This is a genomic window from Bacteroidia bacterium (assembly GCA_027493955.1).
Classification (GTDB): domain Bacteria; phylum Bacteroidota; class Ignavibacteria; order SZUA-365; family SZUA-365; genus JAOSJT01.
This window is the reverse complement of record JAOSJT010000001.1, coordinates 545166-559173: the sequence shown is the minus strand read 5'-3', so window position 1 is coordinate 559173 and position 14008 is coordinate 545166. Positions and strand designations below refer to the sequence as shown.

At 58.2% G+C, this 14008-nt stretch carries 13 protein-coding genes; 1 reads left to right on the top strand and 12 read right to left on the bottom strand.

Going from position 1 to position 14008, the window contains the following annotated elements; translation table 11 throughout:
• Positions 1 to 9 precede the first annotated feature (9 nt).
• The 12 genes from deoC to M5R41_02145 form a co-directional block, all read right to left on the bottom strand.
• On the bottom strand, positions 10 to 660 hold the full coding sequence (gene deoC / locus M5R41_02200) for a deoxyribose-phosphate aldolase (protein ID MCZ7555202.1): 651 nt from the start codon (positions 658 to 660) through the stop codon (positions 10 to 12).
• A gap of 95 nt (positions 661 to 755) precedes the next feature.
• Positions 756 to 1532, bottom strand: coding sequence for a hypothetical protein (locus M5R41_02195; protein MCZ7555201.1), 777 nt, complete (start codon positions 1530 to 1532; stop codon positions 756 to 758).
• Between the two features lie 24 nt (positions 1533 to 1556).
• The gene (locus tag M5R41_02190) at positions 1557 to 2321 is read right to left on the bottom strand and encodes a hypothetical protein (protein ID MCZ7555200.1); all 765 of its coding nucleotides are present in this window, start codon (positions 2319 to 2321) and stop codon (positions 1557 to 1559) included.
• A gap of 184 nt (positions 2322 to 2505) precedes the next feature.
• Positions 2506 to 3264: a tetratricopeptide repeat protein gene (locus M5R41_02185; protein ID MCZ7555199.1), complete on the bottom strand. Its 759-nt coding sequence runs from the start codon at positions 3262 to 3264 to the stop codon at positions 2506 to 2508.
• A complete protein-coding gene (locus M5R41_02180) occupies positions 3261 to 5144 on the bottom strand; it encodes a BatD family protein (GenBank protein ID MCZ7555198.1) in 1884 nt (627 codons plus the stop codon). The genes M5R41_02185 and M5R41_02180 overlap by 4 nt, the downstream gene beginning before the upstream one ends.
• 4 nt (positions 5145 to 5148) lie before the next feature.
• Positions 5149 to 5991, bottom strand: coding sequence for a tetratricopeptide repeat protein (locus tag M5R41_02175; protein ID MCZ7555197.1), 843 nt, complete (start codon positions 5989 to 5991; stop codon positions 5149 to 5151).
• A 15-nt stretch (positions 5992 to 6006) separates the two neighbouring features.
• Positions 6007 to 7047 carry a VWA domain-containing protein gene (locus M5R41_02170; GenBank protein MCZ7555196.1) on the bottom strand — a complete coding sequence of 347 codons (1041 nt, stop codon included), beginning with the start codon at positions 7045 to 7047 and terminating at the stop codon, positions 6007 to 6009.
• A 22-nt stretch (positions 7048 to 7069) separates the two neighbouring features.
• Positions 7070 to 8068, bottom strand: a complete 999-nt coding sequence (locus M5R41_02165; protein ID MCZ7555195.1) for a VWA domain-containing protein — start codon at positions 8066 to 8068, stop codon at positions 7070 to 7072.
• A complete protein-coding gene (locus tag M5R41_02160) occupies positions 8065 to 9021 on the bottom strand; it encodes a hypothetical protein (protein ID MCZ7555194.1) in 957 nt (318 codons plus the stop codon). Before M5R41_02160 ends, M5R41_02165 begins: the two co-directional genes overlap by 4 nt.
• Positions 9018 to 9896 carry a DUF58 domain-containing protein gene (locus tag M5R41_02155; GenBank protein ID MCZ7555193.1) on the bottom strand — a complete coding sequence of 293 codons (879 nt, stop codon included), beginning with the start codon at positions 9894 to 9896 and terminating at the stop codon, positions 9018 to 9020. Before M5R41_02155 ends, M5R41_02160 begins: the two co-directional genes overlap by 4 nt.
• 48 nt (positions 9897 to 9944) lie before the next feature.
• Positions 9945 to 10934: an AAA family ATPase gene (locus M5R41_02150; GenBank protein ID MCZ7555192.1), complete on the bottom strand. Its 990-nt coding sequence runs from the start codon at positions 10932 to 10934 to the stop codon at positions 9945 to 9947.
• A gap of 195 nt (positions 10935 to 11129) precedes the next feature.
• The gene (locus tag M5R41_02145; protein ID MCZ7555191.1) at positions 11130 to 12098 is read right to left on the bottom strand and encodes a radical SAM protein; all 969 of its coding nucleotides are present in this window, start codon (positions 12096 to 12098) and stop codon (positions 11130 to 11132) included.
• A 1086-nt stretch (positions 12099 to 13184) separates the two neighbouring features.
• On the opposite strand from M5R41_02145, the gene M5R41_02140 reads away from it, so the two are divergent.
• Positions 13185 to 13820: an ATP-binding protein gene (locus tag M5R41_02140; protein ID MCZ7555190.1), complete on the top strand. Its 636-nt coding sequence runs from the start codon at positions 13185 to 13187 to the stop codon at positions 13818 to 13820.
• The last annotated feature ends 188 nt before the right edge of the window (positions 13821 to 14008 follow it).

The following is a 14008-nucleotide window of genomic DNA, read 5'->3' as shown; positions in this document are numbered from 1 at the left end:
TCTCTCCGATTATTTTGTCAGTAGTATGATTCCGGAACTGGTGCCGAGGCGATCGGCTCCGGCTTCCACCATGGCGAGCGCCGTCGCGCGATCGCGAATCCCGCCGCTGGCTTTTACGCCGCAGTCACTGCCCACCGTTGCGCGCATGAGGCGCACCGCCTCCACTGTAGCGCCACCGGGTCCGAAACCGGTGGAGGTCTTCACGAAATGGGCACCCGCGTGCAGCGCGATACGGCAGGCTTCGGCGATTTCTTGTTCGTTCAGCAGTGCCGTTTCGAGGATGACCTTGACGAGGCCGTCCGGAAGTGCTGTTTGCGCTGTGCGCACCACCTGCGCAATGTCGTGTTCCACATACGCGAAATCCCTGTCCTTGAAGCGCCCGATGTGCATAACCATATCGAATTCACGCGCGCCATCACGCGCGGCCAATTCGGTTTCGCGAATTTTCGCTTCCGTTTTTGAACACCCCAGAGGAAAACCGATCACGGTGCATACCGCAACCGCAGAATCGTGAAGAATCGTAGAACACAGCCGCACCCAGGATGGATTGACACACACGGATGCGAAGGTGTAGGTGCGCGCTTCGTCGCATAGTTGCACGATGGAACGCTCTCCCGCCTCGGGCTTCAGCAGCGTATGGTCAATGATCCCGGCGAGCATTGCGGAATCTTCCTTGGGGGTGAGGGGTGAGTCCAATTGAAACAACCGAGCTAAATGATTTTATGACAATACGTTATGTCGTTTCAACGAAAGCACTAGATTCCAAGCCGCAACGCTGCATTGAAACGCAGCGCAAGCTGTTTCCACTCGCTGTGCTCGCTGGTCACGGAGGTCAACGGCACATCGAGCTGTACTTCGGGTGCGAGCGCGAGACCGCGTGCGAGTGCCAAATCATAGCCAATACCCACGATAAGCGAGGCACGAAGACCGGGATCGGCAAAGTCTTTGAGATCCCCGTCATGATATACTGCGCGGTTTGAACCCTGCTGGTAAAAAACGCCGGGACTATTGAGTGTCTCCTGATCGAGCGCCGTCCCGTCAACAAAGAATCCGGCGCCCGCACCGGCGGTAAGGAAGAGGTCCCCCGCTCCGGTAAACCATAGCAGCTGCATGGAAATGCCTGCGTAGCGGAGATCCGCTTCGAATCGCCGCTCAGCTTCGACCGTCACCGGTGAGCCGTCGGAAGAATACAGATCACGGGTCAGATTCTTGCTGAATACCGGTGCATGCGATTCGAACATACCCTGGACTCGCAGCCCCAACAAAGGATTGATGTACACATCGAAAGCGATCCCCGCGTTGAAACCGGTACCGCCTCCTTCGTCGTAGACGCAATCGCAGGTGCCTGTCGGACCGTTTGAGCCGAGAAGGATCAACGGACCACCCGAAACACCAACGGTAAGCGCACCGGGATACCGTGCGGCAAAACCATGCGGTATAACCGAACGCTGAGCCGATCCCTCTTCCGTTGAGAACACGGCAAGGAGAAGAAAAAATGCCAGCGCGGTGTGCGGTCGAACAAGCAGATGCATGAATACTCCTGAAAAGGAAGGATGTCAGATACCGAAACGGGCTGCGATGGTGAATTGATACGGAAGAATTTTCCAGGTACCATACTCCGCCGTTACCGACGTGAACGGCACGGCGACGGTGAATTCAGGCGCGATGGCAAGCCGGTCAAGTATCGGAATGATGTACCCGATTTTTCCCGCCACAGCCATACGGAATGTGTTGGCATCGTAATACTCACTCAGGCCGCCATCCATGAATACGCTTTCGCGCTCGCCGGAGGGGATATAGGTGTAGCCCGGAGACACGATGCGCTCCGTCTCCTCGATGTTGCTGTACAAGACAAAACCGAATTCCGGCCCGGCCGCAAGATAGAGTCCGGACACCGGAGTATCCCATTTTACATAGGTCCCGACACCGAAGGTGTACAGCGTCAGGTCGGTTTCGAGCTCGAAATCTATGGCGCGAAACTGCCCCATCTGCTCAACGTACTCGTAGCGCTGCTGCGCCTTGTCATAGGACGCGTTGAGAGACTGCGTTCCGCCGACGACATACACGGACAGATCACGACTGACAGGATAATCAATGAAGCCGCCGATAATGGGTCCGAAGCCGTATCCGGCGCTGTATTCACACTGACACAAGGTCTGAAACTCGCCGTAGGAGGCATTGTACCCCAGGCCAATCAGGGGACCCACATGAAAGCGGAAAGGCACGGGGCGGAGAATATCATCTTCGCGCTGCGCCGATGCGGTCGAAGCGCAGGCGAGCAGGACCACTGAAAAGACAAGGACGACAGAACGACGTTTCATGGAATTCGGCTTTGTTCCGGATGCTCAATGCTTGAAAATACCCACAGCAGCCCTAACATTCAACTCAGGAAGATGTGCGCTCCGATAAAACTGCTTCCGCAGCCGGCTCCCTGATCCGTGCTCCGCTTGAGCCGTCTCCCGCAGCGGATGCGACACAGGAAAGAAGAGCTCAAGGGCTGGAGGCTCAGATTCTTTCGATCTGTGAGGAGGGTATCCAACCCTGTTTGCCGTCCGCGAGGCGGATGAGGAGCTGTTCGTCGCGGCGCTCGAGAATTTCGACGGTGAGTCCCTCGTGAATAATGAAGCTCTCTATGCCCGATTCATCCGGTGCGCTTTTCACGGAGAGCTGTGCCGCCATGACAACGGCAAAGTTTCGCTGATGGAAATCCGCCAGCCGCTCGCTGTACAATGAAAAACTTGCCGCGAAACACAACGCGATCAACACACCGCCCACCAGCGCCAGGCGTCGTACGAAGGTGGACCTGAAACCGAAGAACACAAAAGCCGCGGCAGCGGTCAGCCAGAGGAAAATCACCGACCAGAGGAGAAAATCATCGGGCAGCCGGGACATCTTCAGATCGTTCCACCATTGTACAAAAAAGAGCAGCGGCATGGGCTCGACCCGATCGCGGGTTCGCGCCAGCACGACATTGAGATTGTGCGTCGCGTCCTCGTCCGTCGGCCGCAATCGTAAGGCACGCTGAAACGCGAGGACGCTTTTTCCGATGTCGCCGTTCTTGTAGTACGCGTTTCCGAGATTGTATTGCACTTCGTATCCCGCGTGACCATCACGCGCCAGCGACTCGAGCAGCGATATCGCTTCGGAGTACTGGCCGCTTTTATAGGACTGCAGGGCTTCGGCGAAACGGACCGCGGGTCCCGAACTTGACCAGGCGTGCATCGTCAGCAACAGGAAAACGCCGGCACGAAGGAGAAGCTTCATGATTTCCTCCCCTTCAGATTCTGCTCCGTCTCGATAATCGCATTCTTGCTGCCGGTGTACAAATCGCGCATTTCGGCCATCTCGGCTCGCGAAGGAGAAAAACGGGCATAGTCTACCGCGTGCAGGGCGCGGAGCATGCGTTGCACAACTTCGTCCGGCACATCGCGCGCCGCGAGCTGCTCGGCCACGGTCGCAGACGCCGTCATGGATGTGGGGAGACCAAGCGTGTCCTGCACATAGCCCCAGAGCGCCCGCGCGATTTCGAGATAGTACTCGTCAATGTTGCCTTTATCCAGATATTGCTTGGAGCGTCCGAGATGCTTCTCCGCGACGCGTGTGGCGCGGCGGCGCTTGAGCCCGGCGGTGTCGCCATGAATACGGTCGTAACGACGTTTCCATGCAAGCGCTCCGACGAAAGCCAGGAGCGGCAGAATATACAGACCCGCCAGTCCGATGACTCCTATCCCCTGCCGGCCGGGCCGGATGCCGTCGGGAGGCAGCGCTTTCGGAGCGCGGACGTCGAGCGCGAGATAATCTATCATTTTCTGCTCGACGGTACCCGCCTGTCGGCGCGATTCCCCCTCCTCGATGGTGAGGGAGAAGGCGTCGCTGCGAAGCGTGGCATAGCGCTTTTTGTCCAGGTCGAAATAGCTGAACTCGACCGGCGGTATCGTGGACTTGCCCGGGAAACGCGGCACTAAAAGATACTCGAAGGTCTTGGATCCGGTCATGGATCCTTCCGACAGCTTCACATCCTCCGTGATGGTCGGATCGTAGTGATCGATGCCGGACGGAAATTCCAGTACGGGGGCATCGAGCAGACGGAGGTTCCCTTTTCCCTTGAGCAGCAGAGTCAGCGTGGCGGTTTCATTGGTTTTGAGTTGTGTCCTGTCCAGCGAAGCATCCATGCTGTAGCTGCCCACGACACCGGTGAAGTTCTTCGGTTTTCCCTCCTCCGGCAGGGGCTTGACCGTCACCTTCACCTTTTCGGTCAGCAGGGTTTTCTTCACGCTCTCATAGGAATCGAAATACGGGTCGCTGAAAAAGCGGTCGAAGAAGTCATCGCCGGTGCTACGGCGTTTGCGGGCACGCACCGTGGTTCCGATTTCGAAGGGCTCGATGGTGAGATTGCCGGACTGTGTCGGGAAGTAGAGCACCTTGCGCAGCATATAGGTTTCGTACTGCTTGCCGTTGTACACTTCAACCCGGGGCTGCAGCTGTGTCGGCGCTTCGATGTCTTCGCTCCAGAAACCGATCATGCGCGGCAGCTTGATGGGATTATCCAATTGAAAGGCCACGCGCGAATACAGTTTGTAGGTCACGGTGATGGGCTCGCCCATCCACACATTGGTCTTGTTGGCGATAGCGCGAATGAAGAGATTGTCGCCGAGTTCCACCTGCGCATTTCCGCCCTGCTGCCGGCCTTGCTGCTGTTGCTGCTGCGTCTGCGGCGCGGCGCGGGTGACGGTAATTTTGATCGTATTGGTCTTCATGACCGCGCCATCGTAATTGATGGACGCCGGCGGGAGCGTAAACGTCCCTGTATTTCGAGCCTGTAAGACAAAGGTCCAGGCGATACTGGTGGACACGCGTCCGTTGATTACCTGCATGCTCTGCGAGGTGCTGGGGCCGGCGAGGGTGAGGAAGTCGCGATTCATATCCGGGGCACGGAAGTCGGAATAGCGCTTGAGACTCCCGCCCGATAGTGTGAACGTCACCTGGAACTGCTGTCCCATCGGCACTTCCGTCCTGTCCACGCTGGCCATGAATTGCGCCTGCTGTGCCGCCGCCGGTATCGCCAGGCACAAGAGACACAGCAGGGCGAGCGCGCCGCCCGGCAGCAGGGATATCATGGGAGCATGTCTGCGCACGGAGTTCATGGGTTTACCAGTCTTTTTCCACCTGAATTCGGACAGGCACCTGCTGCCGCTTTTCTTTTTGTAAATCTTTTTCCTGGCGTTCCAGGGCGCGTAAAATCTGCTCCGCCTGCTGCTTGGACATTTGCGGCTGCGGTTTCTGCTGCTGTTGCTGGTCCTGCTTCGCCTTATCCTTCTGCTGCTGATCTTTCTGGTTCTGCTGTTGCTGCTGTTGCTGATCCTGTTTATCCTGTTTCTGCTGCTCTTCCTGCTTGCTCTTATCCTGATTCTGCTGATCCTGATTCTTGTCCTGTTTTTCCTGTTTCTTGTCCTGATTCTGATTTTGATTCTGCTGCTGTTGCTGAAGCTCATCGAGCTTCTTCCGCGCATACGTGAGGTTGTAGCGTGCGTCCGCGTCGGAGGGATGGAGTTTGAGCGCCTGCTTGTACATACCGATGGCCTGCCGGTACCCTTCCATGCGGAGTTTTGCGGCGTCGCCTCCCGCGGCCTGCGTGAGAACGGGATTGTCGGCGCCCTTCTCCGCGGCGTTCAGGAACACGTTTCCGGCGTTGTACAGTGCGCCGGCGACTTCCTCCTTGCTGCGGGCCCGCTTCCCGGCCTGTTCGTACTGCTTGAGCGCGGTCTGTATGTCATCGGTGCGGTAGGCGGTATTCCCGCTGTTGAACCAGCTTTCGATGCGGTCGGGTTTTTCCTTCGACGCTTTCGCATAGCCGTCGCGGGCAGCATCGTATTTCTTCTGCCGGTAGGCCTCGTTCGCGTCGTTTACGAGGCCGCGGTAAGACTGCGCGGTCGCGGAAGCGGCAGGGAGAAGGAGCGCCAGAGCAAGTGCGAGAAGCTGTATCCTGTTCATCGTGTCATCTCCGGTTCAGTCATTTTCCTTCGGGGCGAAAATGGAGAAGCGCGCGAGGAAACGGTTGCGCGTTTCGGATAGAAACAATTCGCCTATGAGCAACAGCAATCCGAGCGCAAGGGGAAACTGGAAACGATCCTCGAAATCGGTGAATTGTCTCGTACCGAATTCCTTTTTCTCCATGCGCTCGATCTGCTCGAACACGGTGGCGAGATTGTCCCTGCCGCTGACGGCCTGCGTGAAGGTCCCCTCCGTCGCCGCGGCGATGTTCTGCAAGGTTTCCGCATCGAGCCGCGAGAGAACCATCTCGCCGCTGTTGTCGCGCTTGTAACCGGCGTTGGGACTGTCGCCCGCGGGAATCGGTGCGCCTTCGAGCGAGCCCATGCCGATAGTGTGAATGACGATGCCCTCATCCGCCGCTTCGCGTGCTGCCTCGACGGGATCGTCTTCATGATTCTCTCCGTCGGTGATGATCACCAGCGCCTTGTACTTGCCCTCCTCCTTCTCGAAGGACTCGCGCGCAAGATTGATGGCGGTGCCTATGGCGGTACCCGGCTTGGGGGCGATGCCCGTCGTGATTACATCGGTGAGCATGAGGGCCGCGTTGTAATCCGACGTGAGAGGCAGTTGCGTATAGCCGTCGCCGGCGAACACGATGATGCCGATGCGATCGCCCTTGAGATTGTTAATGAGGTTTTGCAGTTCTTTTTTGGCGGCTTTTATGCGGTTGGGTTGAATGTCCTCCGCGCGCATGCTGTTGGACACGTCCACCGCGACGATAATGTCAATGCCGCTGCGCGTGACTTCTTCGAAGCGCGTGCCGACTTTGGGATTGGCCAGCGCCACGATGAGCGACGCGGCGGCAAGAAGAATCAGCGACATGCGCAACCAATGCTTGACCCCGCTGCGTTCGGGTATCATGCGTCTGACGAGCGCGCTGTCGCCGTAGCGCCGCATCCCCCGCCGCTGCCGAAACCACACATACCAGAACAGCGCGGCCAGCGCCGGCAGCGCGAACAGCCAGGTGAGATATTCCGGATGGGCGAATTTAATCATCGATGCGACCTGTTTGTCATTGCTAGGGAATTTTCCGGAACACGAAGGCGCGCAGCAGCAATTCCGCGGCAAACAAAGCGAGCGCCCACAGCACGAATCCGTAGAACAGCTCCGTGTAGCGGTGAAATTCCGTGACTTCCACGCGTGTGCGCTCCATTTTGTCTATGCGTTCGTAGATCTCGCGCAACGCACGGTTCCCCGTTGCGCGGAAGTACTCGCCGCCGGTCAGCTCGGCCACCTGCCGCAGCATGGTCTCGTCAATCTCCACCGGCATCTGCTGATACTGAATGCCGAACGGCGTTTTAAACGGATACGGCGCCGTTCCCCGCGTGCCCACACCGATGGTGTACATGCGGATGCCGAAGGTGGCGGCTATCTCGGCCGCGGTGGCCGGATCGATGGAGCCCATGTTGTTGACCCCGTCGGTGAGAACAATCATCACGCGGCTTTTCGCCTTGCTGTTCTTCATGCGATTCACCGCGTTGGCCACGCCTTCCCCTATCGCTGTGCCGTCCTGCAGATAGCCGGTTTTCACTTTTTTCAGGAGATCCACGAGTACGCTGTAGTCGGTGGTGAGCGGACACTGCGTAAAACTCTCGCCGGCGAAAATCACCAGGCCGATGCGGTCGCTTTCGCGGCCGAGGATAAATTCCTGCGCCACGGTTTTTGCCGCTTCGAGGCGGTTGGGACGAAAATCTTCCGCCAGCATGGAGCCGGAAATGTCGAGCACAATAGTGATATCAATTCCCTCGCGGTACACATTCTCCCCCCGCGCCGAGGTCTGCGGACGCGCGAAGGCGATGATGAGCGCCGCAAGCGCGAGCATGCGCAGGGCGAAGGGCAGGTGGCGCAGATGCGCGCGCCAGCCGGAAGGCAACCCGCGCAATACGTCGAGCGAAGAGTGACGCAGCGAGGCGGTGAGGCGGTTCCGCTTCCACACGTGCCACGCCGTCAGCAGTGGCAAGAGCAGCAGAAGCCAGAGAAACGCGGGATTGGCGAATTGCGTGATTTCCGGAATCATGCCTCTCCTCCCTGCCCACGCTCCAGCGACGAAGCAGCCACCGGTGTCGTGCGTGTCACGAATCGCCGGGCGAAGTGTACACCGTCTTCATGCTGTGGTATGCTCGGCTCGAAGCGCGCGAATTTCGCAAGGTCTGCAACGCGCAGCGTCTGCTCGAGTTCGACGAGCATATCGCGCTCCACGCCATAACGTACCGCGTCGCGCATGATTTCGCCAGTCGTTTCTTCGAGAGCCGGGAAGCGATAACGGCGTTCGATGTACTGCCGGAGAATCTCGCTCAGTCGCGATTGCGCACCCTTGTGCTCGCCGTGCCGCCAGGGAGCGTCTTTTTCGAGACGATCAATTGCGGCAAGCGCTTCGACGTGCGGAGGAATTTCGGGCTCGGGCTCGGGTACTTCCTCCGCTTCAATCACAGGACGCCGTTTCCAACGCTTGTAGAAATACCATGCGAGCAGCGCGACCGCCGCGATGATACCGATGATGAGCAGATAGTCCCACACGGTCAGGGAGACGTGCATCACATCCCGGATGTCCTTGAACGTGATGCTGGTGTCGAGGGCGACGGTGCCGATGACGAAGGTGAGGGTGTTGGATCGTGCCACATAACTGGTGGTGTCGCCGGGGAGACGGTAGCGCACGAGCACCGTCACCGCGATGCGGCCGGTGTCGAATACCGTCATGATCATCTCGCGGCGCACGAGCTGCGAGAGGTCCCCGGCCTCCATTTCCTCGTTGTCTATCGAAACGAAATCGCCGTTCTCGATGTCGTCGTCGCTTTGCGGGAATTGCAGTTTTGCGTCCTTCGGTGCGGAAACCTCCAGACGTGTGTGTATCCACTCGCCTATCTGGAAGGTGGTGGAATCGACCTCCGCTTTGACGCGCACGTCCTGCGCCGCGCCTATCGCCGGAAGGAAGAGAAGCAACAGCAGCGGTATGATTGCCCGTAACGTCATCGGTAGCGTTTCTCCCGCATTCTGAAAAATTCCACGAGCGGCTGCACATAGCCGCGGCGCGCGTCGATGGTGATGGCGTCCACATTGGAGATCAGGAACTCCCGTGACTGTGCTTCGAAGCGTCGCTCCCAGTTTTCGCGCCACGCCTTCCGCACCGAGGCCTGTGAAGTATCTATCCAACGCTCGCTGCCGCTCTCCGCGTCGCGCAGTTTCACCAGACCCACATCGGGCACATCCGCCTCGCGTGCGTCAATGAGACGCACGGCGATGAGGTCGTGCTTGCGCGCCGCGATTTTCATCGGACGCTGATAGCCATCGTCAATGAAATCGGAGACCAGAAACACGATGGAGCGCTTCTTGGTCACGCTGGTGAAGTACTCCAGCGCCGCCTTGAGATTCGTCCCGTTGCCCTGCGGCTGGTAGGCAAGAATATCGCGAATGATGCGCAGGATATGCGAGCGCCCTTTTTTCGGAGGAATGAAGGTCTCCACCCTGTCGGTGAAAATGACCATGCCCACCTTGTCGTTGTTCTTGATGGCGCTGAAGGCCAGCACCGCGCAGAGCTCCGCGGCGATTTCGCGCTTCTTGCGCACCATGGTCCCGAAATCCTGCGAACCGCTCATGTCCACGAGCAGCATGACGGTGAGTTCGCGCTCCTCTTCGAACACCTTGACGAATGGCCTGTTGAAACGCGCGGAGACGTTCCAGTCTATCGTGCGCACATCGTCGCCGTAATTGTATTCGCGCACCTCGGTGAATTCCATGCCGCGTCCTTTGAACACAGAATGGTATTCGCCCGAGAAAAGCTGATTGACCAGCCCCCGCGTGCGGATTTCTATTTGCCGGACATTTCTGAAAATCTGCGTGGTATCCATCGCCTGATCACTTTGTGAATAGCGTCACCGTGCTGTCGTGCGGCCGCGTCAGGGAACCTCGATGGTATCCAGGATGCGCTGTATGATATGCTCGGACGTCATCTCCTCGGCCTCGGCCTCGTAGGTGACGGCCACTCTGTGACGGAGCACGTCGAAGCAAATCGCGCGTATGTCTTCGGGAATGACGTAGCCGCGCCGTTGTATGAAGGCGTGCGCCTTGCCGGCGATGGCGAGATTGATGGACGCGCGGGGCGAGCCGCCGTAGGCGATGTAGGGCGCGAGACTTTCCAGACGGAAATCCTTCGGACGGCGCGTGGCCTCCACGATGTCGAGGATGTAGCGCTCGATTTTCTCGTCCATATACACCGCGTGCATGGCATGCCGCGCGCTGAGGATCTCCTGCGTGGAGACCACGGGGTTGGCGACGGGAATTTCGTCGGCGATCTGCTGGCGCATGATGCGCAATTCTTCGTCGCGCGCGGGATAGTCGATGGTGACTTTGAGCATGAAGCGATCCACCTGCGCTTCGGGCAGCGGATAGGTGCCTTCCTGCTCTATGGGATTCTGCGTGGCCATGACGAGGAAAGGATCGGGCAGTTTGAAGGTCTGATCGCCGATGGTGACCTGCCGCTCCTGCATGGCCTCGAGCAACGCGCTCTGCACCTTGGCGGGCGAGCGGTTGATTTCGTCGGCGAGAATGAAATTGGCGAAAACCGGGCCCTGCCGTGTCTGGAATTCACCGGTTTTCTGATTGTAAATCATGGTGCCGACGAGATCGGCGGGCAGAAGATCGGGCGTGAACTGAATGCGGTGGAAAGTGGCGTGCAGCGATGCCGCGAGCGTCTTGATGGCGGTGGTTTTCGCCAGACCCGGTACGCCCTCGAGCAGAATGTGCCCGTTGCCGAGCAGACCGATGAGCAGACGGTCCACCATGGCCTTCTGCCCGATGATGACCTTGCCGATTTCCATTTTCAGGATATCGATGAAGGCGCTCTCTTTTTGAATGCGTTCGTTGATCTCCTGGATGTTGACGTCCATGCAATCCTCTCTGATAAACTCTGAATTGATCGCCGCCGTATCGGTCACCGCAATCGCGGGACGCCGCCAATTCCCGGGCGGAAGCGTGTATCGAATAATTTACTGACACGGGACTGATTCCTGCAAACCACTTCGGGGTGACCTGCGATTCGACGCTTTGACGAACGGTCGCGGCAAGAGGTTCCCTCCCTGCGGTCATCTCCCGCGCAGGGGCTGCACGATGTACTTGGTGTAACCGTATTTGATTTTGGAAGGAACGGACGCGATGGACAGCAGATTGGTCGGGAAGGCGAAGGAGGGTTCGAAGTAGCAATTGATGGTACATCCCTTGCAGAAGGAGTGGCGCCCTTCCCTCTCGCGATGCCAGGCGATGCGCTCGCTTTGGTATGCGCGCAGCAAATCTCCCTCGATGGGAATGCGTTCCATGTGCTGATGGTAGCAAGGCAGCAGAATATGATCGTCCGGCGAAATCACGATGACGCGGGACGCCGCGCGACACAACGGAGCGGCGGGATCGTTGCCCCCCCGGCGCCGCAGCGTGATGAAGGACGGATTGAGATAGGCCATCGGGAGCTTCGCGACGCGCTCGATCTCGCGAAGGGCTTCCTCGGGGAGGTCCTCCTCCCGAAAATACTCGAAGACGGGATTGATGAGCAGCATCAGTCCCCGCGAGCGCGCTATATCATGCACCGCCGCGAGACGTGTGTAGTTGTCTCTCGTAGCGGTAAAAATCAGATCCGGTTTCTCGCCCAGTTCCGCCGCCAGGTCCAGCGAGCGCATCACCTCGTCGAAGCACGGCACACCGCGCAACGCGTCGTGCTGCGCAGCGTCGTCGCTGTCCAGTGAGAAATGGAGCAGATCCACCAGTCCCCGCAGCCGCCGCGCAAATTTCGGATACAGCAATCCATTGCTGGTGATGCTGGTGCGCATTCCGGCGTCCTTTGCGCAACGCGCGATGACGTCAATATCCGGATGCAACAGCGGCTCGCCTCCCGTCAGATCGATGAAGCGCACGCCGAGTTTGTACAGCGCAGGAATGTTGCGCAGCACGTCGGTGGTTTCCGCGTGCCGCTGCCCGCGGAACTGCGCATGATCCCCGAAATGGCAGAAGTCGCAGTAGGCGTTACAGCGGTAGGTCAGATAATAGTTGCACAGTATCGGCATGTGGTCTGGCTTTCGCGCGTTGGTGACAAGGTGAATGATACGAAAATGACGGTACAGCGGCAATGGATTTACAATTCGCTGTTAATACGGTAAACTGTTGAACGTTAAACGAAGCGCAGCGCAGCCTGAGGCTGACGACACATGAAGAGTGAAGAGTCCGAAGGACGCCACTGGGGAGGTAAAGGGTGAAGGGTAAAGAGTAAAGGGGTCTGATGCCGGGACCTCTTGTGGTTTTGACGACGAGTAGGTAAAGGGTGAAGGGTAAAGAGTAAAGGGGTCTGATGCCGGGACGTCTTGTGGTTTTGACGACGAGTAGGTAAAGGGTGAAGGGTAAAGAGTAAAGCGGTCTGTTGCCGGGACGTCTTATGGTTTTGACGACGAGTAGGTAAAGGGTGAAGGGTGAAGAGTAAAGGGATCTGTTGCCGGGACGTCTTGTGGTTTTGACGACGAGTAGGTAAAGGGTGACGGGTGAAGAGTAAAGGGATCTGTTGCCGGGACGTCTTGTGGTTTTGACGACGAGTAGGTAAAGGGTGACGGGTGAAGAGTAAAGGGGTCTTCTGCCGGGACGTCTTGTGGTTTTGACGACGAGTAGGTAAAGGGTGAAGAGCGAAGAGCCCGAAGGGCGACACTTCCTCTAACCCCCGACGTCAGTTGGGGGTCACGCACAACCCACCCACTCTCCTAGTCCGAAGGACGCCACTGGGGAAGTAAAGGGTGAAGGGTGAAGAGTAAAGGGGTCTTCTGCCGGGACGTCTTGTGGTTTTGACGACGAGTAGGTAAAGGGTGAAGAGCGAAGAGCCCGAAGGGCGACACTTCCTCTAACCCCCAACGTCAGTGGGGGGTCACGCACAACCCACCCACTCTCCTAGTCCGAAGGACGACACGTGGAGAGGTAAAGGGTGAAGGGTAAAGGTGTTCGAATTTTCCGTGACCCATGTAGATCTTGCGGGCCGCCCTTTGCTCTCGGTTTGTGCCGGCCGTGCTCTTCGCTCTTTGCTCTCGGCTCCCGGCTCGGAGGGCTGCACGCTTGCCGCTTCGGTGGTTTTTTCGGATACTTTACACGCACTATTCACGCATGAGGCTGCAATGCGCTTTCACGAACTTACGGCAATGCTGGAAGAAGGCGAGGGTCTGACCGTCGAATTCAAACGCAAGGTCTCCTCGCCCGAAAAAATCGCGCGCGAGATGATCGCCTTCGCGAATACACGCGGCGGCACCGTCATTTTCGGTATCGACGACGATAAAAGCGTGGTGGGTGTGGAAAGCGAGAAAAGTGAGATGGAGGACATACGTATTGCCGCGGAAGTGCTGAGCGATCCCCCGCTCCCCTATGCCGTATTCATCTTTCAAATCGACAGCCGCGACATCATCTGCGTACGCTTACCCGAAAGCGAGCACAAGCCCCATTATCTGCGTTCAGACGCGGGAGATCGTGTAGCGTATGTCCGGGTAGGCGAGAAAAGCATTCAGGCGTCGAAGGAAATGGTGCGCGTCTTGCGGCATCAGTACGGCGCGTCGGAACCCGTGCGGCTCATCGTGGGCGAGGCGGAGAAACGGCTGTTCGCATGGTTCGAGCGCAACGAACGCATCACCGTCAAGGAATATGCCAAGCTCATCAACGTCTCCGACAGGCGCGCCACACGCCTGCTCGTTCGGCTCGTCCGCGCCGGCGCATTGGCGATCCATACGGACGAAAAGACGGATTACTTTACGCAAATGTGAACAGCGGCACAGCCGGATCGACGCGTTGTCTCACCCTTGCTCCCCCGATCTCAGCTTTCGCGGGATGACATCGAGGGAGCGCATCATTGATCATGATTGACGTTGATCCACGTACCGCGTTCCTGTGCGCCTTGTGCGGCTCTTCAATGGTGGTTGAGCGTCCCTTCGGCTTCGCTCAGGGACCGCCG

Excerpts from the sequence above, each read along its gene's own strand:
- M5R41_02195 (MCZ7555201.1), bottom strand. The coding sequence starts at position 1,532 with ATGCATCTGCTTGTTCGACCGCACACCGCGCTGGCATTTTTTCTTCTC.
- M5R41_02160 (MCZ7555194.1), bottom strand. The coding sequence starts at position 9,021 with ATGACGTTACGGGCAATCATACCGCTGCTGTTGCTTCTCTTCCTTCCG.
- M5R41_02170 (MCZ7555196.1), bottom strand. The coding sequence starts at position 7,047 with ATGATTAAATTCGCCCATCCGGAATATCTCACCTGGCTGTTCGCGCTG.
- M5R41_02145 (MCZ7555191.1), bottom strand. The coding sequence starts at position 12,098 with ATGCCGATACTGTGCAACTATTATCTGACCTACCGCTGTAACGCCTAC.
- M5R41_02190 (MCZ7555200.1), bottom strand. The coding sequence starts at position 2,321 with ATGAAACGTCGTTCTGTCGTCCTTGTCTTTTCAGTGGTCCTGCTCGCC.
- deoC (MCZ7555202.1), bottom strand. The coding sequence starts at position 660 with ATGCTCGCCGGGATCATTGACCATACGCTGCTGAAGCCCGAGGCGGGA.
- M5R41_02185 (MCZ7555199.1), bottom strand. The coding sequence starts at position 3,264 with ATGAAGCTTCTCCTTCGTGCCGGCGTTTTCCTGTTGCTGACGATGCAC.
- M5R41_02150 (MCZ7555192.1), bottom strand. The coding sequence starts at position 10,934 with ATGGACGTCAACATCCAGGAGATCAACGAACGCATTCAAAAAGAGAGC.
- M5R41_02180 (MCZ7555198.1), bottom strand. The coding sequence starts at position 5,144 with ATGAACTCCGTGCGCAGACATGCTCCCATGATATCCCTGCTGCCGGGC.
- M5R41_02175 (MCZ7555197.1), bottom strand. The coding sequence starts at position 5,991 with ATGAACAGGATACAGCTTCTCGCACTTGCTCTGGCGCTCCTTCTCCCT.
- M5R41_02140 (MCZ7555190.1), top strand. The coding sequence starts at position 13,185 with ATGCGCTTTCACGAACTTACGGCAATGCTGGAAGAAGGCGAGGGTCTG.
- M5R41_02165 (MCZ7555195.1), bottom strand. The coding sequence starts at position 8,068 with ATGATTCCGGAAATCACGCAATTCGCCAATCCCGCGTTTCTCTGGCTT.
- M5R41_02155 (MCZ7555193.1), bottom strand. The coding sequence starts at position 9,896 with ATGGATACCACGCAGATTTTCAGAAATGTCCGGCAAATAGAAATCCGC.